23 protein-coding genes are annotated in these 20063 nt (G+C 41.0%); 2 read left to right on the top strand and 21 right to left on the bottom strand.

All coding sequences use genetic code 11. The annotated features are described in order from the left end of the window. Position 1 precedes the first annotated feature (1 nt). The 20 genes from W03_RS05095 to W03_RS05000 all read right to left on the bottom strand — a co-directional run bounded on the left by W03_RS05095 (position 2) and on the right by W03_RS05000 (position 18628). On the bottom strand, positions 2 to 181 hold the full coding sequence (locus W03_RS05095) for a hypothetical protein (RefSeq protein WP_244071945.1): 180 nt from the start codon (positions 179 to 181) through the stop codon (positions 2 to 4). An 85-nt stretch (positions 182 to 266) separates the two neighbouring features. After that, complete coding sequence (locus W03_RS05090; protein WP_244071944.1) at positions 267 to 617, bottom strand: Mor transcription activator family protein; 351 nt, start codon at positions 615 to 617, stop codon at positions 267 to 269. Further along, positions 614 to 1456: a hypothetical protein gene (locus W03_RS05085; protein WP_244071943.1), complete on the bottom strand. Its 843-nt coding sequence runs from the start codon at positions 1454 to 1456 to the stop codon at positions 614 to 616. The genes W03_RS05090 and W03_RS05085 overlap by 4 nt, the downstream gene beginning before the upstream one ends. Before the next feature lie 46 nt (positions 1457 to 1502). After that, positions 1503 to 1784, bottom strand: coding sequence for a hypothetical protein (locus W03_RS05080; RefSeq protein ID WP_244071942.1), 282 nt, complete (start codon positions 1782 to 1784; stop codon positions 1503 to 1505). A gap of 16 nt (positions 1785 to 1800) precedes the next feature. Next, entirely contained in the window at positions 1801 to 2493 is a 693-nt protein-coding gene (locus W03_RS05075) for a hypothetical protein (protein WP_244071941.1), read from the bottom strand. Positions 2494 to 2693: 200 nt separating this feature from the next. Next, the gene (locus tag W03_RS05070; RefSeq protein ID WP_244071940.1) at positions 2694 to 4088 is read right to left on the bottom strand and encodes a hypothetical protein; all 1395 of its coding nucleotides are present in this window, start codon (positions 4086 to 4088) and stop codon (positions 2694 to 2696) included. A 51-nt stretch (positions 4089 to 4139) separates the two neighbouring features. Further along, the gene (locus W03_RS05065; RefSeq protein ID WP_244071939.1) at positions 4140 to 8096 is read right to left on the bottom strand and encodes a hypothetical protein; all 3957 of its coding nucleotides are present in this window, start codon (positions 8094 to 8096) and stop codon (positions 4140 to 4142) included. Positions 8097 to 8262: 166 nt separating this feature from the next. Next, complete coding sequence (locus W03_RS05060) at positions 8263 to 8661, bottom strand: hypothetical protein (RefSeq protein ID WP_244071938.1); 399 nt, start codon at positions 8659 to 8661, stop codon at positions 8263 to 8265. Then, positions 8661 to 9308, bottom strand: a complete 648-nt coding sequence (locus tag W03_RS05055) for a phage tail tube protein (RefSeq protein ID WP_244071937.1) — start codon at positions 9306 to 9308, stop codon at positions 8661 to 8663. The genes W03_RS05060 and W03_RS05055 overlap by 1 nt, the downstream gene beginning before the upstream one ends. A gap of 82 nt (positions 9309 to 9390) precedes the next feature. After that, on the bottom strand, positions 9391 to 9828 hold the full coding sequence (locus W03_RS05050; protein WP_244071936.1) for a hypothetical protein: 438 nt from the start codon (positions 9826 to 9828) through the stop codon (positions 9391 to 9393). Next, complete coding sequence (locus tag W03_RS05045; protein WP_244071935.1) at positions 9825 to 10115, bottom strand: hypothetical protein; 291 nt, start codon at positions 10113 to 10115, stop codon at positions 9825 to 9827. The genes W03_RS05050 and W03_RS05045 overlap by 4 nt, the downstream gene beginning before the upstream one ends. Continuing rightward, the gene (locus W03_RS05040; protein WP_244071934.1) at positions 10115 to 10459 is read right to left on the bottom strand and encodes a DUF2190 family protein; all 345 of its coding nucleotides are present in this window, start codon (positions 10457 to 10459) and stop codon (positions 10115 to 10117) included. Before W03_RS05040 ends, W03_RS05045 begins: the two co-directional genes overlap by 1 nt. 36 nt (positions 10460 to 10495) lie before the next feature. Continuing rightward, positions 10496 to 12454: a prohead protease/major capsid protein fusion protein gene (locus W03_RS05035; RefSeq protein ID WP_244071933.1), complete on the bottom strand. Its 1959-nt coding sequence runs from the start codon at positions 12452 to 12454 to the stop codon at positions 10496 to 10498. A 73-nt stretch (positions 12455 to 12527) separates the two neighbouring features. Continuing rightward, positions 12528 to 13970, bottom strand: a complete 1443-nt coding sequence (locus W03_RS05030) for a phage portal protein (protein ID WP_244071932.1) — start codon at positions 13968 to 13970, stop codon at positions 12528 to 12530. Continuing rightward, entirely contained in the window at positions 13970 to 14176 is a 207-nt protein-coding gene (locus W03_RS05025) for a phage head-tail joining protein (protein ID WP_244071931.1), read from the bottom strand. The genes W03_RS05030 and W03_RS05025 overlap by 1 nt, the downstream gene beginning before the upstream one ends. Positions 14177 to 14423: 247 nt before the next feature. After that, on the bottom strand, positions 14424 to 16352 hold the full coding sequence (locus tag W03_RS05020) for a phage terminase large subunit family protein (RefSeq protein WP_244071930.1): 1929 nt from the start codon (positions 16350 to 16352) through the stop codon (positions 14424 to 14426). Continuing rightward, a complete protein-coding gene (locus W03_RS05015; RefSeq protein ID WP_244071929.1) occupies positions 16349 to 16945 on the bottom strand; it encodes a hypothetical protein in 597 nt (198 codons plus the stop codon). The genes W03_RS05020 and W03_RS05015 overlap by 4 nt, the downstream gene beginning before the upstream one ends. A 159-nt stretch (positions 16946 to 17104) precedes the next feature. After that, positions 17105 to 17860, bottom strand: coding sequence for a hypothetical protein (locus W03_RS05010; RefSeq protein ID WP_244071928.1), 756 nt, complete (start codon positions 17858 to 17860; stop codon positions 17105 to 17107). Next, complete coding sequence (locus W03_RS05005) at positions 17861 to 18208, bottom strand: DUF1064 domain-containing protein (protein WP_244071927.1); 348 nt, start codon at positions 18206 to 18208, stop codon at positions 17861 to 17863. Between the two features lie 159 nt (positions 18209 to 18367). Next, positions 18368 to 18628, bottom strand: coding sequence for a hypothetical protein (locus tag W03_RS05000; RefSeq protein WP_244071926.1), 261 nt, complete (start codon positions 18626 to 18628; stop codon positions 18368 to 18370). 74 nt (positions 18629 to 18702) lie between these two features. Here W03_RS05000 and W03_RS04995 point away from each other — a divergent pair, with 74 nt between their 5' ends. Further along, positions 18703 to 18999, top strand: a complete 297-nt coding sequence (locus W03_RS04995) for a type II toxin-antitoxin system RelE/ParE family toxin (RefSeq protein WP_244071925.1) — start codon at positions 18703 to 18705, stop codon at positions 18997 to 18999. Positions 19000 to 19002: 3 nt separating this feature from the next. Then, positions 19003 to 19290 (top strand): addiction module antidote protein, encoded by a 288-nt coding sequence (locus tag W03_RS04990; RefSeq protein WP_279600008.1) that lies wholly within the window; start codon positions 19003 to 19005, stop codon positions 19288 to 19290. Between the two features lie 24 nt (positions 19291 to 19314). Here W03_RS04990 and W03_RS04985 read toward each other — a convergent pair whose 3' ends face one another. Next, positions 19315 to 20061: a DNA cytosine methyltransferase gene (locus tag W03_RS04985; protein ID WP_244071924.1), complete on the bottom strand. Its 747-nt coding sequence runs from the start codon at positions 20059 to 20061 to the stop codon at positions 19315 to 19317. Positions 20062 to 20063 lie beyond the last annotated feature (2 nt).

Genomic DNA, 20063 nt, shown 5'->3' with positions numbered 1-20063 from the left:
TTTATGCAGTCAAAGCGTTGCCAGATTCATCTAACAAAATATCACCTGACTCAGAAAGCAAATTGCCAGTTTGAGGTTCTCCACCTCCATTTCCAGATGACCATGCGAGATTAATTTGCTTTTTCTGCAAAGAAACCCAGTACATCAAAGTTTTGGATATTTTTACGGGACGTATTGCCATGTGCGCATGTGGTTGTTTATCTCATAACAAGATAATTACATGCAGATTCATGACATTACATACTGACAAATGTCACACGACAGAACTAATGTGAATTTAGAACTCTAGTAATTTGTCGAGAAGATAAATTGAATTTGATTGCAAGATCTCTAGCTGAAAGAGATTTCCTTAACTCTTTGATTTCTTGATTACGAATAGCTATTTGCAATGAATTTGCTTTTGGTATGCTTAGATATGATCCTGCACAATATTCTTTCGATATTTTTTTAAGTGAATCGATGCCGATTAATTTAGCTACAGGACATGATGGATTTGCTACTTTTGCAATGTACACTTGTGTTCCACCAAAACGGTTAACAAGTTGCATGGCCTTTTCGAAACCTATTATCTTTATGAGTATTCTTACTGAATCAGGTAAGTAAGATTGATCTATCACAACTCAGCTATCCTTACTTGTGATCCATACATTTTAAAAAATTGAGTCGTTAAGTCTATTTCGTTTTCAAATTTTCCGTAGATAGTTCCAGAAATTGCTTCTTCGTCTATTGAATTTGATATATTGTTAGAGATGCTCATGAAAACAGGAGAGCTTTTACCTACGCACCTAAAAATGTTATTCCATCCCTGTTTATCAATCATAGGCATCGCAACAAGATTAAAACTGCATTGTCGATACATTGACCCACGGTCAGTAATTAAATCACCGGACTGAGTGCGCATCGATGTCGTGGAATCAACATATCCTATTTGAGCACCAAGTGCAGCAGACCTATCTGGTGACCATGCCTTGCCGCATACGATTCGGCTGAATTCCAAGAAACCAGCAGCATTCGAGGAAGAATTAAACTCAATATCCATCCGCCTAACATTCGTTTTTTCTGGTAACGAATGAAAAACGTGTATTGCTCCGCCATATGCAAAACTATTTGAATTAACAGATCCAAATCCTACGGGAACATCATATTCGAAATTGATCGTTATATTTCCAGAAGAATAAACGTTAGCAACGGCACCAGTGTCACTATATAACTTGATATTTAGCGAGTCGCCTTGTCTTAAATTTGCAAAACACAGCGCAACTGCGTCTATTTTTTGGTCATTTGTCCATGTCGTTTTAATTCTATGCAATGCTAGACTTCCTGATCTCCAAGTAAATGATTTCTTATCGTTACTTAGATTCGACACTGTAAATCCTGCGACACTAACACCAGCATCAAGAGTCACAGCATCTTTTGAATCAAATACATTTTTATACAATAAAAACAATTTACTCATCTTTGTCGATCACAATTGCATTATTTATTGTTTAAATACTCTCGCGCTATGCTATAATATTAGCCCGCACAATATCAACGAACTCCCATAAATCTTCTTTTCTGAAAACGCCTTGCGGTTTTGTATCATTTTCAGACAAAAGTGAATCATAAGCTTCATCTTGAATCATGATATTTTCATAATTCTGCTCGATGGAGGCAGAAAAACTTCCATCTGGCATTATGGCTCCATGTCCAACCAATATACGAACAAAGCGACCTTGTATATGATGTTCATACGATATTATGTCTTCTTCTTGATCAAGCATAACAACTCTTTTTCTCGACATATTGCCTCCTTATTTCTTAAGACGTCCAAACAGGGATTCTTATCGTAGTTGCTCCGTCTGATACGATCCACCACGAATTGGTCGAGTTGCTACCTGGTTTGTTGTTTGCGTTAAATGTACCAGTTGAAGACCCTGTTGTTATTGACCCGGTTGTAAATCCATTCCATTTTTTCGAGTTATCAGCCAGCAAGCATGTTGCTGCTCTAAGATTCGAGACAAGAGTCGCGCTAGATATTGTCATAGATCCAACGACTTCTAAAGCTGGCGCTGAAGTAGATGACTCTACGTGCAATGCTGCCCCTGATGTTCCTCCCTGCCTTCGAAAGAAACCTCCAAAGCCACTCCCAATCGAATTGTTTGCATTACCATAAACAGCATTACCTCCACTCGATCCAGCATAAGAGCGTATGCCATTTTCCTGAGCCAGAGTGCTATTTGCCAAGACAGATGTAATTACGCTTGAGTCTGATGTGCTTCCTTGGAAACTTGCCGTTCCAGTTATATTAATATTTGCGGTTCCAGTAATATTACCAGCCGTTACGGAACCCAAGTTTGCAGAAACAGATGACAAAGTACCGACATTTAACTTTGATGCATCGATAGAACCAGAAGCTATTCTTACTGCCGACAAAGTTCCTGCATTTATCTGTGATGCATTTAACGTGCCTCCTGCAATCCAATTTCCCGACGATGTTTCTCTAAACCACATGACAGATGTTGCAGAATTCCAATACATATTCCCTGGCGTTGAAGTATTTGGATTTGTAACACCTTGCGTATATGTAGAACCTGGTGGTAGGTTATCGACCTGAGATGAATCAATCTTGTACTGAGATGGCAGAGTTATCGGCTGGGTTCTCGTCGACTGAGATTGCAACAGGACATCTCTAGAATTAATTATTGTTGCCATTATAAGATTACCTCAACCTTCACAGTAAGATTAGACCAATTAATGTACAATCCAATGACCTGAGCATCTTTAGTAACGCTCATTCCAAATCTTGGGTATTTGATCTTCACTTGCTGGCCTAGCGTCAATTCAACCAATCTTGATGTGCCCGTAAAAGAAACTATAAATCTTGGTTGTTTATAAATATTTAAGAGTCTATTTGCCTCTGTTGTTGCATCTGATTCGCGCAGCATTAACGTATCAATAGCAACAGGCTCTGAATTAAGTGCGTAATTCGTTTTAACAGTAGAGTCTTCTACAGTGACATTAAGATATTCCAATTCATACATATCCTTATGCTCTTTCGGTATGCCCGTCTGAAGCCCCTGCTGAACAGTCCAATTCTTGTCATAATTCACTTTAAACGCGGCCATGATGGGTAGCTTGCTGACAATAGATAGGCTTCCTTGAATGATGTCACGCTCATCGATTACAAATGAATTCACATCTGGCACTATCTGAATTTTAAGAAGCTGCAATTTCCCGAGCCTAGACATGACTAATTGCGCTCCTGCACCAGATGCAATCTGAGTGCATATAGACCAAGTGTTTTCTCGACTATTTATGTAAATACCGATGGGAATTGGATCGGCGGCATCAAAATTATTCAATTGCGTGACATCTAGATCAGATGTGGTGAATTTAGAAACACCTCCGAAGTTTGTGACGATTCTTTGAATAACTTTAGTAACAGTATTATTAAATATTGTTTGTTTGTCGCCTTGGACGCTGCACGTTACTTGTCCAAATGGTTGATTAACTAAAGTAAATTTACCATTCGATAAATTTTTTGTTGCTGTCACTGGAACACCGTTATCACGCACTTCGATAATGTCTTCTATGCTTCCATTGTGAACTTGAAACTCTAATGTTGATGGATTAGATAGCAGCGGAGATATATTGAAACATTCACCAAACGTCAGTGGTATCAACTCATTCTTATTAATAGTCGTTCCGCCAAGCTTGGCTTCTGTCACTGGCGTGTTAAGTTGTTGTAACTTATCACGGATTTTTATATTGATAGTATTAATCGATCTTGTATCGATATCATCAATGATCCCGTTAAAAATAGTGACAAAATCTGCGTACAACCAGCGAACATCTCCGATCAATACCTTGATTGCTTTATTGACCCATATATCAAATAGCCATGAATCATACTCTCCGGTAACGTTCGCAATCTCTATATCTCCAAAAGACATAGAAGGCTGACCATCGATGCTCATCCGTTCAATTAACTGAACTGAATCTGCATTAACGACAGGATCGTAAATTTGTGATCCATTAGAATAGTCTTTAGTAGAAAGATATCTTGTAATATTTGATCCTGAGCTGTTAGAGACAGCCTCTACCAATATACACCTGACAGCATTAGTGTCCTGCAACCATTCTGTAAAATTGACCATTTATCTCACTTTTACCTGGTTACGATTAGTCCACGATCTATTGTTATCTGATTCTTTCAATGCCTGAGAAATAATCAAAGCATTTTGTCTATTCGAAATATCTATCACATTGATCGTGTCGCCAGTTTGCCTATTTTGCTCTTTTCTCAACTGTTGCAATTCATCTCGCAATTTCTTGATCTCGTCGGTTGTTGACGAAGGAACAATTGCTTCTGCACGATGCACTAAAGCAATTCCTGTTTTGGCTATGAAATCTGTTCCTTTCGCAAAAGATGGCAAGCCATTGGCTCTTACCCAAGCTTCAATGTCAGATAAAGATATTCCTGTCGCGCGTGAAAGCCGCTGTGATGAAATTCCGTATTGCTGTGCAGCGTCATAAATTTCACGTGGCGTATGCGTTTTAACAAAATCAGCTATTTGAGCGTCACTGATTTCTGCTGACTTTGCCAAATTCGTTATCTTTGTAATGTCATATCCTGCAGAACCTAACTGTTCAAGAGAAACACCGTACTGTGTTGCGGCATTTGCAACGTTTTGCGGAGATATGTTAGGATTTGCAGCTAGAAAATCCTTTATTTGCTGTGTCGATATCGTTTTATTACCAGATCCAGTAAGAACCGCTATATTCAATTCACGAATCAGATCTGCTAATGTCTTGGTATTGTCTTTTATATCGATTAAATACTTGACGCTCTCATCCAGCGCATCAAGTTGATTTTTAGCAATATCTATCTGTGATAATGCTGAAGATTCTGAATTTTTAAGCACACTTTGGACAAGGTTGAAATCACTTACAAATGCTGCAGACGACGCATTATAAGTTTGGCTTGCCTTTAGAAATTCCTGAGCGACATTAGGTAGACTTTCCAGAGCATCTTGGTCACCCTGAGATGCCTTTGTTCGAGTCTCGTTAAATAATCTTCTTGCTTCATCTAATTTATCAGCAGGATCAAGCGGCGATAGGTCACCAAGCAACAAGTTTTCTCTGAATCCTTTTATTTGTTTAGCAATATCTTTGAATCTAGAAATTGTCTGCTCTATCTCTGAGCGCTCTTTTTGGTATGCAGAAACCATCTGGCTTCTAATATCACTTAACCGAGATTCAGAATCTGCCAGATCATCAGTAGACCCAATCAATTCTTGCCTGGTTCTGTCAAGCGCATCGAATTGCTCAATTAAATTTAATAAGCCTGCCGCTTGCTCACTAGATGCGCCGCCGACATCTCTGATGCTCTTTATTAATGTCACAAATTCCTTTCTGCTGATGTTCGCAGAGAATCCGAGTTTCCGAAGTTCCGCATCAAGCGAATCAAACATGATCTGATACTGATCAGAAGTCGATAAGAAATTATCAATAAAAAACCCTACTTTCTGGGTCGCAGAATCTAAGCCGCCAAGCTGATCAACGAGACTTGTTCTAATATTTGCTGGCATTGCTATTAATGACTTATTAGCATCTGCGACACTACCGCCGACAGCAATGACAGCAGATCGCAACACACTGAACTCGTTACTCATTCGCTCTAGTGTTTGAATGCTAGACTCACCAGCTTTCTTAACGACTTGAACTTGGCTTAATATTCCATCTGCCAATTCTGTACCAATGCCATCAATGAATTTTTGAACGGCTTCTTCAGTTAAACGTTGACCTTTTTCTGACTCTAGGCGGATTTCTTTATTAAAATTTTTAACGGAATCAACATTCAATCCCATGTTTTCCGCAAAATTCTTAACAGAACCGGAAAAACCTTTGATCGTCTGATCGAACAAAGTAAGCAACGCTTCAGAATTTGGAGAGTCTAGTTCTTTGTGCTTGTTACCTACAAATAAACCACCTTTCGCGCGATAGACATCTGTCACACGTCCATAGAATCCTTCTGACGATGCTGTTCCAATAGCAACTTCCTGCCTGAATTTCATCGGTCCGTGACCGAAAAATTTATTAAATGCACCGGCTATTACAGCTCCAACCGGACCACCTAATGCGGCACCAATCGTAGATGTCAATCCACCACTCAATCCGAATATCTTTTTATCACCCGCGATAGAACTTCCAATCCCTATACTTGCCGCTAACGCAGCCGCAGCTCCACTTAATCCACCCAATCCACCGAACCTGCTCAAGAAACCAGTCGAACCAGATGCTCCACCATTCCCCCATAAACGTAATGCTCCTTGCTCTGCAGCAATTTGCGTTGACGATTTACCGCCACCTAACAGAGAGCCTAGACTCAAAACATTTGAAAACCCTGAAATTCCTGCACCGGTAGTACCAGTTCCGCCAATCCCACCTAATCCAAGCAGTGATCCAGCTCCGATAGATTGCAATAATTTGTTTGCGACGACTTGTGATAATACCTGTGAGACGGTATCAAGCAGTCCATTCATCAATCCTTTGATACCAGCCTTAAACCCTCTCTTGAATCCTTGTTCAATGCCATTTGCAAGCGTTGTTTGAATATTACGAGCGGCCTGAATAGAGAATTGTTGATAGTTATTTAATTCAGATTGCCTTATTCTGTCGCCAGCAGCTCTCGCTTCGCTTGCTTGTAACAAGACAATCATTTCACGACGAGCTGATATCTCTTTATCAATTTGTTCAATCGCGCCGGCGTCTTTTGTAATAGCTTTTTTCTCTTCCAAACGCGCAATTGTTGTTTCTTCGATTGCTTGTTCTAGGCTTATTTGCTTCACTTGCGATAATGCAAGCGCCGCATTTTCTTGAGCCATCGACTCTACGCGATCCTTCGCTGCCTTTGCGCTTTGTTCATACGGTCTGAGCATTTCAGTATGCTGCTTCCGCTCAATCTCAAGCAGTTTGATGTACTCACCCTCGATCCGGTAAGAATCTTTTATTTGCTTGTTTAGAACTGATTGTGAAGATGTTGATTTTTTGTTACTTTTATCAGCGCCATCAATAGCAATAGCAAATTTTTTTGTCGATTCGGTAGCTTTGTCGGTTGCAGAAAATGTTTGACGTGTTACAACAATCGCTTTTTTTAGATCGATTTCTAATTGTTCGAGCTTGTCTTTTTCATGCTGCAATGCATTTTTATCGAAGAAAATAGAATCCTTTTTAGATTCCATCTTGGATATAGTCTCTTGAGTCTTGATGATCTCACGTCTTAGCGTTCCTGCATCACCAAGTATCTTAGGATTTCCGAAAGATTCTATAAATAATTGCTTTATTCCAGCCAATACACCGGAAAGGATGCCGCTTTCCTGTGTGACTTTTACCATCTCATTAGATACTCTGTTGAGACTTGGTATCAAACCTTGCACAAACTCGCGCCCAAGAGCACCAACATTGCGATTTAATAAATCTATTTGGTCGTTGAATTGCTCTGCTTTTTTTGCGGATTCTTCAGTAACTGGATTGAGTTTTCTCCCTTGCTCTATCATTTGGGCAAGACCTGCAGAACCTCCAGATAAAAGAGGAATGAGATCGGTCATTCTTTGACCGAAAATTGACGTGAATGCTATGACCTGATCTTGTTGACTAAACTTGCTTAGTGCATCTGTTAGTGCGAGCAATTGTTTTTCCGGACTTAAATCTTTCAAGTCTTTATATTTAAGACCAAGAGATTCTAATTGTTTCGCCGCAGTGCTTGTTTTATCACCACTTTCAGCAACAAGAACAGCAAATTGCCTGGTAAGTCTGGCAACTTTCTCAAGTTCAACACCTGATTGACTTGAGGCAAATTCAAGTCCTGCCAACGTCTCTACAGCAACACCAGTTTTTTTGCTAAGCTTTGATAGATTGTCTTGCGCGTCTAATGTTGCCCTTGTTAGCTTGATAATCGAGCCAACTGCTGCTGTTGCCCCTATTGCACCAAGCGTTGCTGTTAGTTTTGTGGCCTCTGAAGAGAGACCTGTAAGATTTCTTTGTGCGCTCGCAAAAGCAGCAGCAGTGCTATCTCTTGCTGTAATCTGAACTTGAGTTATCGCTGCTGTCATTTTTTTAATGCCTCCGCCTGGTCCCGAAAGATCAGCAATAAATCAATTGTATGCTCGATATCTGTAATACCTAAGTATTCTGCTACGTCATTGATGCAAGCCCAATTTAACTCACATCCCATTAAATTCCACAGTTTTAAAGCTTCCTGCGCTTCATCTGGTAGGTCTACTTCTTGCGCACCTTGGATGTTTTTTCCGAGCTGCTCATAGTCGTACCAGGCATGGACTTTTTTTCAGTAATAATTTTTTGTTGCAACCGTTCCCACGGTTCTAAGAATATTTTCTCTATGCACGGCTTAATCCAATCCACACGATCACCAATTCCTAGTATAAAAACCTCATGATCGAACTCAATTAATTCGTCTGAGCCATACTCGATAAAATCTTTCTCTTTTACTCCTAACCATCCGTCTACGTGCTTCGAAATAACATCTAAATCAGGTGTCGCGTTTTGCACATAACCTATTGCCTGCGCATCTGTTGCGCGTGAAGCATATAACGTGATGTCGTCGATCTTTATTTCTACGCGACGCTGCTCTCTTATTCGATCAGCCAATGTACTCATTAGCTAGCAAACCATTGTGTTACGCCACGCAGCGTAAATGAAGCAGAAGCAGAAGGAACAGCACCAGCTGAACCATCGAATCCAGCACCACCAGAAACAAACGCATTGAATATTCCTGTGTAACCAGATATCAGCTTGATCTTTATCACTCTTCGCGTTGCGGTTGCGTCTGCCTTCGCCATTTCCTTGGACGTCACGGCCAAAGGATCGGCAATCAACGTAAACGTTGCTTTTGGAGCTTCTCGCTGACCAAAGATTGTCTGCTTCTCGTTATCGTGAATTGTAGTAACATCTATTTCATTCGGTTGCTGCTCAGGAATGCTTAATTGCGTGATGTTATCAAAGCTCAACAATCCTGTGACTTTTTGTGCAATTCCGCCAGACACATATGTTGAGAAACCAGTAGAATCCAATTCCTCGGCAACAAAGGAAACTGTCGTAGATACTGATTTGACGCGGACAACACGATCATTTAGCTCAGTCATTCCTTGGATATTAGAAAGGACAATCAGATCTCCGACAGCAAAATCATGCGTTCCAGTTATCACGGCCTCAGCTGCTTTCGATATGCCTGTGATAGTCTTTGCCACACCTAATGTATTTTGTATCTGTACTACTGCATTCCTTAAAACTTGTGCGTTTGCCATCTTTATACTCCAGCCACTATCGAGGCGTTATGGGTTTTAAACACGGCCCAACGTCTAAGACGTTAAGACCGCACCGGTACTTCTAAATAGCTAACTCGGGATCGTCTGAAAGCGTCGAAACCTGAGCTGTAAAATTCATTTCTACGAGCATCACGGGCTTTTCACCAATTACATTCTGAAACATGCCTGATGTGCTATTCAAGATTACCGATTGAGCTATCGTGCTAGATTGGCTTACCAACCTCTCAACTTCAGCACAAATCGAATCAGCATCATCTTCAACCTTATCAACAGATTCAGTTATGACCGTTATTTGCAAATTGATTGAACGCAACTGTTGAATAGGATGATTCAGTGTCATGTTGTCAATTTGCTCACTCTCGGTTACCACAATTAATGCTGGCAATTGCTCTTGCGCAATGGGATATTCTCGGCTCACAAAGACATTGTTGTCTGCCCCTGTCTGAGCCATCAACAAGCTACTGATTTGTTCACGTAGCTGCTGCCGAACATGGCTCATTGTTTTTCCAAAACAAGTTTGACCAAGCCAGTACCGTCGGGCCTTATTCCACGAACCTTATAAGCATCATCTCCACTCGTTACAGTCATGCCTTGCGTCACAATGCCAATGTCAATCTCTCTACACTCAAACACAGGTGCTTGAGACTCAACCATTCCTACATCAATAAACTCGTTATCAAAAGCGCCATCGACATAGGAACCATTTATTAAGAATGATCTATTAGATAAATGGCTAATATCTGCGTCATTAACACGTTGCTGCAATTGTGCAAATGGAGCTGCCATTAAGCGCCTGAAACAGGAACTGAACCCAACTTCATAATGACTGTTGCGGATGGGTTTGCTGCATCTGATACAGCCACACCCACGCACATTTGCGATGTTGCTGTTTTATTCACGACTTTATTAGCAGAATCCCAGAACAATCTGTCACCAGCCACAATAGCAAGCGCAGAAGTCTTTGCGATCTCTACAACGCCAGTAATCTGGAATGCTCCTTGCGTATTAGCCGAAACATCAGAAGATGCCACTCCAAATAAAGCAGCACCAACCAAATAACCAACACCAGAGCTAACAGCAACAGCAGGAGTAAAATCGATTACGTCACCTGGCTGAATAAAATTTTTCATTCCATTTGTCCTCTTAATTTATTTGTCGATTAATGATTAAGCGCCATTGTTTTTGTACAAACCTCGATAATCAATTGCTTTCGCAGCAAAATCTAAACGAGCCTTGATCTCCATCCCATCCACGTCAAATCCTTGGCGTGTTTCGATATAAACACCTTCATTTCCCTCTAGATAAGAATACTCAATCGTGTCTATCTGCATAGGATCAGCAGCTAGGTACCAGGCAGTTGCGCTTGCAGCATCCAAACGCGCCTCAACGACAGTGACAAGTTCTCCAAGAAAAGGATTTGCAGTGCTTGATTGAATTGGGAAGATTGGTGGTTGCGTGAACTGCCAGGCAATCGTTTCAAGTGCGGCTGGAACAATAAGATAACGAGGAGACAAATTCATAGGAACACCATTCGGTGTTGCTTGTAACCTAATTTGTTTTCGCCCTACTCCCAATGAATCTATGCTGATAGCTGTTCCGGTAGCCGTTAAATTCTTGTGGTTTGTTGCTTGGAATAGCGCAAAACCATCTGCTAGCGCTGCATTGGCGGTCAAAATACCGTAGACAATATCACTCTCATAATTAGCCGCAGCAGTTGCGAACATACTAGGCAAACGAGTAAATGCAGACATATCATCATTGATAATTGCTTGACGGGTAAGACCAATGATTTTACCGACGGTCGCTAATTGATAGGTTTCTTGACCCTCTGTCACGATTCCGCGTTTAAACTCGCCGTTTTCTGTAACCTTCTCAAGTTTTGGAGCATCCGACATAAAAATACGGCTAACCGCTTTAAAATCAGGAGCGGTTGAACGTCTTGCCCAAGTTGCGAATGTGCGCGGCGCTGCCTCGTATGCTGATCTCAATGATTTATTAGCGACATTTGATAAAATGATGGGCAAATCAGATGTGGCCATAAACGCACGTTCAGCAATTGACATCGGAAACATTCCATCTGTCTTCTCACCGCGAGCTTCTATCGCTTTACGTGCAAAATCCAACAATCGCAACCCAGCAAAACGACGACCACCATCTGTCATTTTGTTTCTATCTGGATCTGCGCGATGCAGCAAGGCTTCAGTCATATGTTGTTGACGAGTTTCATTTTCATCTGACATCGTGACAACATCACCATAATTAATAGTTGGTGATTTTGCTTGTCGTTTACTTAGCTCATTGAAAATTTCTTCACGTGCTTGATCAAGAGTAAGTCCTCGATCAATGAGTGTATTTGCGAATTTATCTTCAAGCGATACTGTTCGAACTGCGGAATTAATTCCGCAGATTCTTGCGCGTTCTAGTTTTGCTCCATCCTCAGCCGCTTTCTTCTCAATTTTGCTGGTATCAAATACTGGATCGGTAGCAGCTTCGCCACGAGATTCTTGCGAAACATCTTCTTTCTTTGCCGCTTCTGTCATGATAGTTTTTTCCTCTTGAATTGATCTTTTGCCTATCCCGACAGTCGGGTCGGCTGGGATGTCACACAATGTGATTTCCATTGGAAGCCACTTCGTGACGCGATACTCAGGTGGATGTCCATCTTTTTGTGAGATGAGTGTTTTCTCTAGTATTTTGTAACCAACTGACACACCAGGCACGAGATTGTCTTTAATGTCTTGCAATAATCCTTCCATTCCTTCGCGTCGTGACATCTTGACTTCTACGTACCCGCGATTGTCTTTTACCCATGCACTTATTGTTTTTCCTACCGAGAGAAGCCCTGAGTCTCCAACTGCACTCATACCGTGATTCAACAGAACAGACGCACCTTCATTCAATCGTGAAAGATCGATCTCTGCTGCATCATGACCAAGGATTTCTATCCAGGGATCATCAAAAAATGGGGTTCTTAGGTATGGTGTTTCTGAAGAAAATGGGAATCTGATAATTACATTGTCAGTTCCGTCTCTCTGAGATATGGAATTTTCATCAATTCGTAATTCGAATTGACGATTGATTAACCTTTCTTGTGATTGTGAATCTTCTTTTGTATGTGCTTGCATCCACACAATCCTTTAATGATTGCGTGAATTTTCCAATTAAGTCATTCTAAAAAATAGAACAATAATGGAATATTTACATAGATTGTTGCTTTTTATTCTTACCTTCTTGGTTTTGATTTTCTGTAGACTGTTGATTCATAGAATTTTCTTGCTTAATAGGATAATCCATTCCAGCAGATTTAAATTTCTCACGTTCTGCTTTCAGCTCTTCGAATAGCAAATCTGGATTAAAGCCGCGAGCACGAACAGCCTCTGACCATGTTTTTAATCCCATCGACAGCTCCAATTGCTCACCCTGCACATCCTTCATCGGATCAACCCAGTCGAATCGTGGTGTTGTCCAATCATATTCAATATCTGTTGACGGTATTAATCCAGCGGCAAATGCCGTTTCAAGGAATTTTTCAATAACCGTGTTCAAAACAGACGGAACAAAATTCAACCACTGCCACTGCTCGATCTCTCGCCTAAAATCTAACGTCCCTGCTCGGATAGAAGAATAATTAACCTGTGATAAATCTCCGGTAAGCTGTTCATAAGTAATACCGATACCAGCGGCGATTGCGTGTAGCCTGTCTGCAACATATCCAATATCACCCTGAGATGCGGAAGGATTGGTGAAAGTTAATTTTTCTCCTGGACTTAAGTACTGAACCATGCCTGGAGCCAATTCCTCGATTCTCATTTGATCGTCAATGGATTCATTACCGATGCTACGATTCTCGTCGTCTGTTTCAACAACGGCAGCTATGCAAGCCTCGGCAGCTTTGCGAACAAGTGTTGCCTCGACAAACTCATTGAGATCGTTGGCCGTCATCATGATCGGTGCAAGTATCGGTACGCCGCGCATTTGTCCTGGGCGTTTTCTGTCAAAAAAATGAATGATGTCACTGGCAGGGATACGGCTTGATTTAACAATTGTATTAGTTATTGATTCCCCTGGATGTTGATTGAATAACCAATAAGCAACACGCTCACCAATGGGTGAAAATTCAATTCCGTTTTGAATCCATCCTTTATTCTTGAGATTTTCATTCTTTGTTGTATCGATAAAATCAGGTTCAAGAATCTGCAATTGCACAGGAACTGGTAGGCCGTCAGACATTTTGCGATAACGAAATCTTATCAAGCATTCACCAGATTCAGCTTCCGTCATCGCAATCAGCCTCTGAATACCATTGAAATCATATTGCCAATCTGCATCACAAACTTTTACCCACTTATTCCAAAGAGAAGCAATTTGTTTGTCTTTGATAGTTGCTATGATTCCCGTTCCAATCCTGTTTGAAGCAAGAACACGCATAGCCTTTGCGGCGTATGGATTGTTTCTTACCAACTCTCTCGATCTGTTCCTTAGAATTGATAGCTGAGGAAGAATCTCTGTATTAGCCGAGCTGTTAGCTGCTACCCATCCACCTGATCTTCTATCGTTACGCGCACCGTCATATGATCTTTTTGTCACCAAGTTAACAATACGCTTCCCCATATCTGCACGAACCTTCTCAAGCTTCGACATTATCGATTTCCAAACTTAATGAAAGAGAATTTTTTCTTCTTTACCGATCCTGTCTCTTCTAGTCCTTTCTTTATTAAATCCCTTGCCTTCAATAAATCTGTCATTGATCTATAGGTTACCTGCCTACCGTTTGCGCCGATAATCGTTAGCTCACCAGATGCAATGGCTCGTTCAATAGCTTCAAGCTGAGTTATTGTGAATGACATTTTCGGTTTCTATTCAAGATTTTATAAACAGTGGAACGTGCAAGACTAAATCTTTTCGCAATCACCCTTGTGTCAGGGGTCTCATTGAAAGCTTTCGTTACAACAAGATCAAAATTTGGTGGCTTTGCTCGAACGTATGTTTTGTGAGACTTGAACTCTCCACGAACAATAGACACAGCACGGTCTACCTTCTCTGGTGTAACACCATTTTCAATCAACACTTCCGAAACCCTAGATAAGATATCCATTATTTCATCATCCTTCTTTCACGCATACGCTCCAACAAACCTCTTCCAGATAATCTGTTTGCACTTCTTTTCGGCATTCTGGTTTTTGTGTCCCGCGTTTCAGCAGATCGTTTTTTAATATTCCGGTTCTGAAACACATAAATGAATTTATCCCAATCTTTATCACTAAATCTATGCGCCCTGATAGTATGGTGATAAAGAGCAGAAAAAGCATAAGTCAATGTATCTAGCGGCTCATTCCTGACTCCATCATGGCGCTTTTCGTAACGTTTTTTTTTCCGATTGTATGTTTCTGAAATAAGACCAGAGAAATACTCGCTAGGCAAATCTCTCGTAAAATGCAACTTTCTGTCTTCCGGTTCTTTTTCGCCATCGTTTAGCATTCTTGAAAACAATGCATGCTTTATTTCAACCGTTCCGACTTGATGCACCCTAACGCCTTTGGAATAAACTTTACCTTTCCATGTGACATCGATCATTGCGCCTTTTGAAATAGGATCGGCATCGAAGCGTGACGATCCTTTTATGGCAATCGGCGTAGGTATATATCCATTTCTAACATAGCTTTTTACAGCCTCTCCACGATGCCCACCAGTGTCTATTGCAGTTGCGCGAATTTGCATTAAATATCCGGATTCGTGTTCTATTCCGCGATTGATCAATTCAGTTAAATCATTCCATACCTGATCGTTAGCAGGATCGCCTGGTAATTCAACGTAATCCAGCACCCACCCCGTCAGGTTACGCCCCCAACCAACAATCTGTACAGCCAGACGATTGTCCTGTGTGTCTACGCCTGCGGTTATCAACATGACACCATTTGGCGCTATTCTTAACTGATAGTGTTCAGCACGATCAATCAACGATTGATAATCGACAACTTGAACATTGCGCTTCCACGTCCTAGCAAGCCTGGTGTTGTAAAACACAACCATCATGCTGTCATTTCCACAATCCAGTAGCGTTTTTGCGGATTGACTTTCTCGCCACAAATCTATCCAAGACATCCATCCATAGGGCAAAAACATCGAGTGAGCTGTAAATGATTCAGTTTCTCCGTCTCCACCCAATGACTCAGACCACAACCCATTCTTAAACATGGCTGTTTTGTCTTGCTCGTAATGAAGACCTACGCATGATTCACACGGGTACATTGCTGTTTTTTGATCTTCTGAAATAATCAGCTTTTCAAAAACCAAATCCTGAGCATGGCCACAGTGAATGCACTCAGCCAATGCATGACGTTGCGTTCCCTGCATGAACAAATCATAAATTCGTGATTCGCCATCTATTGTCGGTGATGAGTAGTAATAAGATTTTTTATTGCTGGCAAAAGTTGTTTGACGTGACTCTGCAAGCTTAACTGGGTCTCCCTCACCGTCAACGTCTATCTCTGCTCTATCGATCTCGTCAAAAGCAACACGACGGGCAGGCACCTCTGATAAATTAGCAGCGCTTCCTGCGGTGGCTATGAATAGCGATCCGCCAAGGAATTCCTTTGTGTCTAGATTATTGATTGCGCTACGTGAATTTGGTTTTGCGAATCGCTCTCTTAACACATCCACAGCAGCGACAGTTTTATCGACACGAGCTGCTATACGCTTTTGAAGCTTCCCGGTTGGCATTAACAGCAAGATATTTGAAGGTGATTGATGAACTGATGCCCCTATCCAATTCAATGCTATTTGTGTCTTGAACATCTGACTAGAAACCATACAAACAACACGCTTGCATGGATGATCGTCAGACAATGCACGCATAATCTCGCGTGCGTGTGGTGTACGATTTGTTCTGTATGGACCGTATTCGTTTGACCCACTAGATTTTGGAATCACCATGAAACTATCTGACCACTCATCAACTGACAAATTTAAATCAGGCAGTATCGATGAATTCAGTTTATCAAAGAATTTTTCGTAAAGAATCATTCGATAACAGGTAACTTAGTAAAACTAATTAATGTTTTCCGTAATTCTTCAGATAGAATTTCCTCAATTTCAAGATTACTTTTATTAACAAGATTAGGAGAAATGCGCCGAGCCAATATCATTAGGCTGTCCCTAAATTGTCGACCACGCTCAAATATAACTCTTTCAACCTCTTCTTTTTTACAAAGATCACCAATGAATTTTTCATATTCCGCCGCTTCCCTTAATGCTAATGATTTTTCTCTAAGCGCCCTAGAGTTATCAAAAAGTTCGCGAGCATTAGTTGTTTCTAGGCTAAGTTGTTTGGACGAAACTCTGTCCTTTAAATCCGTGTATTCAACACCATCAATTTTTGCATCTATTGCAGCCTTTTCACCTGCAATTGACCATTCTCTAGCGCGTCCATTTAAATGTTTTGTTTGATTAATTCTTTCTATTGATTCTTTAGCTAAATACTTCCCAGGAATATCAGATTTGACAAGTCTGTCATCCTTAGCATATATGCTAACAAGCTGACGTGTCTTGCCTATCAGCTTAGCCAACTGTGATTGACTGACAATATTTTTGTCAAAATTTTTAGTCTTTTTTGTCAATTTTTTAAAACCGTTAAGCAAATTATCATAAATTACTATTTGTAAAGGTGTTTTAAAAAAATTCCAGCTAGAATTTTATCGAGGCCCGAATTACTCTCGCAATTAATAGTTCAGGAAGGACCCGTAAAACATTTTATATTTATCATTAGACTTTATCCGCTATCTTGCTGTTAATTCTGCCTGTACCCAAGCTTTATTGAATTCATTATCAAACTCTTTCGATATTGTCTGCTCTGCAACATATTTGAAATCGTAGATATCCTCGTACCTAGAGCTATCTACGAATAACAATACTGGCCTTAGAGCTGTCCCAAAATTTGAATACACACGCATCCATATTCCCAATGGCAGTTTGCCGTTAGCAGGCCTACCAACAAAGTAAGCTATTCCTCTCCTAGAGTTAGTTGCCCTCTTTAACTTGCTTCTGGTTTTATCGGTTGAGTTTGAGTCTACAATACGCGCTGATTTAAAGTATGAAAGAATTTGAGATAATTGACCTCTTTGCATATTACCGTAACCATCCATTAGAGCTGCAGCACCTGGCACAGTGAACATGCCATTTGGCAATATCCCTGCGCTTCGTAGCAATACCTCGTAACCTTTCAGCCTACGTTCTCCACCTGTTATTTGAGCTGCTAGATATTTGCTTGCAGGATTTCCCTTGACAGCGGAATCCTTCAATCCAACTATTGCAGTTAGATTGTATTTATTCGATGGTTTTACAAATAGTGAGTTAAGCGTGAATGGTGTAGGTCGATCAAACACGTCGCTTATCTCATGCCGCTCTCTGTCCTTTACTTTGTTTGCCGTTCGATTGATCGCCAACGATGTGGCAAAAGGCAATTGTTTCAATCTTGTTATATCAAGCAACCTTATAGCTGCATCAACATTTACAGAAACGTTTACTGTAACCATTTAAAACTCCTCCATCCTCCAACCACCGCCATCCTTTTTTGGCTTAGCATAGACAGCAGTAAATTTAATCGGGAACAATTGACTGGCCATCTTGATTTTGGCTTTTGCATCACCTACCCACCAGCTTTTTACTTCTACTGCTTCAAGTTCACCGTTTTTATTCATGCAAATAAAATCCGGCGTGTATCGCAAGTTATCCGCCAGCCTGAACGTCATGCCCTCGAATTTGTACCAGAGGATCTCACCTGCACGCATAAGCAATTCCAGATGATCCTGATACGATTGCTCAGTCTTATTAAGCTGTCCTTTCTTTAGTCGACCCAGTGCGTACAATCTTTTATTGCTCATTTGCTTAATATCTCCGCACCAGTTTTATAAATAAAGAACTCGTTTATTTCAGCAACATCTTCATTACACGTTAAACACTTGATCAATTCACAATCAAATCCAGCCTGCAGAAGTTTTATCTTTCCGCAATGACATTCGTAATATCCGCGATCAATGTCCTTATCCGTATAGTTTTTCAATCGTTTCACCTAAAAGATTAAGTTCATTTTGCTTCATGACTTTGAGCATAATTTGCTGGCCGTGAATTCCTCGTTGATTGTGCTGATGGCAATCTTTACAGAGAGGAATCGTGCAAAAATCATGCGCTCTTCTACCCTTGATACGTCCTTCTAGTATGTGGTGAGCATCGCTCGGTGCACTGGCACCACATAGGCAGCATGGCAATTCTTTTACACGCTGCAAGTGTCGTAGTTCTTTCATTTTTTATAATGTCTAATTGACTAAAATTTCAAATAACTATTGATATTTTGTATCTTGCAAGATACAATATAATCATGAAATACGATATAAAAATCACACAAACATTTAAAGACTGGTTCGAAGAACTTGACACAGACACAAGCGATAGACTGCTTGAACGTCTTGACCGCGTTTCCACCGGAAACCTTGGCGATCACAAAACTATTGCGAAAGACTTGTTTGAATTGCGCTGTTTTTTTGGCGGTGGCATCCGTATTTATTTCACAATCCGCAATCAACATATTGTTCTGTTGCTGAGCGGAGGAAACAAAAGCACTCAATCGAAAGACATAAAAAAAGCACAAACAATATTGAAAAAAATAGAGGACTAAGCAATGAAACCGAAAAAAGAAGAAATAATGGACTTTGACGTAGCAAATCACCTCAAAACAGACGACGATATTCGCAGGTTCCTGAAGATTTCTGCAGAAAACGCAACAGTCCCTGAATTTATCCATGCGCTTAACACCGCTGCGCGTGCAAAGGGTATGACTGAAATTGCAAAGAAAGCGGGAGTTACCAGAGCAAGCCTGTACAAGTCTCTTGCAGATGGAGGCAATCCAAGATTCGATACCATATCCAAAGTCGTAGAAGCACTTGGATGCAAGATCGTGGTTTCTTAGATAAATAATATATCTCATGATATTTTAAAATTTAGATAATATTTTCCATGCCATTGCTGCCACACTTGGGACTTGTCCGTTTCCAATGGCGACAGTTCTGTCCACCCTTTCGGCCAGCCCATTGCCAGCTCTAAGAATCCAGGATTCGGGTATACAGTTCTCCCCCCGCCCTCGCTGTACTTCGCCAACCACTCTCGCAATGTCAGACCATTGTGCTGACTGTGATTGACGCGCCTCTGCACTTGATTTGGCGTTGATCCTTTGTGATCCGTTGCTGTTGGATTGGGCAGCAATCCATAGACGTTTCCTGTTGTGATAAAATCCGGCGTCGACCGCTCCCATAATTCCCCATTGCGCATCAAACCCCATGCAGGCAAGATCACCAAGGATTCTTGCAAGACCTCTTGAAACAAGGAGTGGTGAGTTTTCCACGAACACAAATCGCGGTCGAACATCACCGATGATGCGTGCCATGTGTTTCCACATTCCTGACCTTTCACCGTCGATTCCTGCGCCTTTTCCCGCAACGCTGATGTCTTGACACGGAAATCCGCCAGAAACGACATCAACAATTCCATTCCACGGCTTTCCGTCAAAACTGCAAACGTCAGACCATATCGGGAAAGGTTGGAGTAATCCATCGTTTTGTCTCTGTGCAAGAACTTGTGCACAGTAGGCATTACGTTCAACTGCGCAGACTGTTCTCCACCCGAGCAATTTTCCGCCGAGTATTCCTCCACCAGCGCCTGCGAAAATAGCCAGCTCATTCAAAT

The organism is Nitrosomonas sp. PY1 (genome assembly GCF_022836435.1).
Lineage (GTDB): Bacteria > Pseudomonadota > Gammaproteobacteria > Burkholderiales > Nitrosomonadaceae > Nitrosomonas.
The sequence above is the reverse complement of the archived record's forward strand: the minus strand, read 5'-3'. Positions and strand labels throughout refer to the sequence as shown.

Bases quoted from the DNA above. Each gene is read 5' to 3' on its own strand.
- W03_RS05095 (WP_244071945.1), bottom strand. From the start codon at position 181: ATGGCAATACGTCCCGTAAAAATATCCAAAACTTTGATGTACTGGGTT.
- W03_RS05085 (WP_244071943.1), bottom strand. From the start codon at position 1,456: ATGAGTAAATTGTTTTTATTGTATAAAAATGTATTTGATTCAAAAGAT.
- W03_RS05080 (WP_244071942.1), bottom strand. From the start codon at position 1,784: ATGTCGAGAAAAAGAGTTGTTATGCTTGATCAAGAAGAAGACATAATA.
- W03_RS05075 (WP_244071941.1), bottom strand. From the start codon at position 2,493: ATGTGGTTTAGAGAAACATCGTCGGGAAATTGGATTGCAGGAGGCACG.
- W03_RS05065 (WP_244071939.1), bottom strand. From the start codon at position 8,096: ATGACAGCAGCGATAACTCAAGTTCAGATTACAGCAAGAGATAGCACT.
- W03_RS05060 (WP_244071938.1), bottom strand. From the start codon at position 8,661: ATGAGTACATTGGCTGATCGAATAAGAGAGCAGCGTCGCGTAGAAATA.
- W03_RS05055 (WP_244071937.1), bottom strand. From the start codon at position 9,308: ATGGCAAACGCACAAGTTTTAAGGAATGCAGTAGTACAGATACAAAAT.
- W03_RS05050 (WP_244071936.1), bottom strand. From the start codon at position 9,828: ATGAGCCATGTTCGGCAGCAGCTACGTGAACAAATCAGTAGCTTGTTG.
- W03_RS05045 (WP_244071935.1), bottom strand. From the start codon at position 10,115: ATGGCAGCTCCATTTGCACAATTGCAGCAACGTGTTAATGACGCAGAT.
- W03_RS05040 (WP_244071934.1), bottom strand. From the start codon at position 10,459: ATGAAAAATTTTATTCAGCCAGGTGACGTAATCGATTTTACTCCTGCT.
- W03_RS05035 (WP_244071933.1), bottom strand. From the start codon at position 12,454: ATGCAAGCACATACAAAAGAAGATTCACAATCACAAGAAAGGTTAATC.
- W03_RS05030 (WP_244071932.1), bottom strand. From the start codon at position 13,970: ATGTCGAAGCTTGAGAAGGTTCGTGCAGATATGGGGAAGCGTATTGTT.
- W03_RS05025 (WP_244071931.1), bottom strand. From the start codon at position 14,176: ATGTCATTCACAATAACTCAGCTTGAAGCTATTGAACGAGCCATTGCA.
- W03_RS05020 (WP_244071930.1), bottom strand. From the start codon at position 16,352: ATGATTCTTTACGAAAAATTCTTTGATAAACTGAATTCATCGATACTG.
- W03_RS05010 (WP_244071928.1), bottom strand. From the start codon at position 17,860: ATGGTTACAGTAAACGTTTCTGTAAATGTTGATGCAGCTATAAGGTTG.
- W03_RS05005 (WP_244071927.1), bottom strand. From the start codon at position 18,208: ATGAGCAATAAAAGATTGTACGCACTGGGTCGACTAAAGAAAGGACAG.
- W03_RS05000 (WP_244071926.1), bottom strand. From the start codon at position 18,628: ATGAAAGAACTACGACACTTGCAGCGTGTAAAAGAATTGCCATGCTGC.
- W03_RS04995 (WP_244071925.1), top strand. From the start codon at position 18,703: ATGAAATACGATATAAAAATCACACAAACATTTAAAGACTGGTTCGAA.
- W03_RS04990 (WP_279600008.1), top strand. From the start codon at position 19,003: ATGAAACCGAAAAAAGAAGAAATAATGGACTTTGACGTAGCAAATCAC.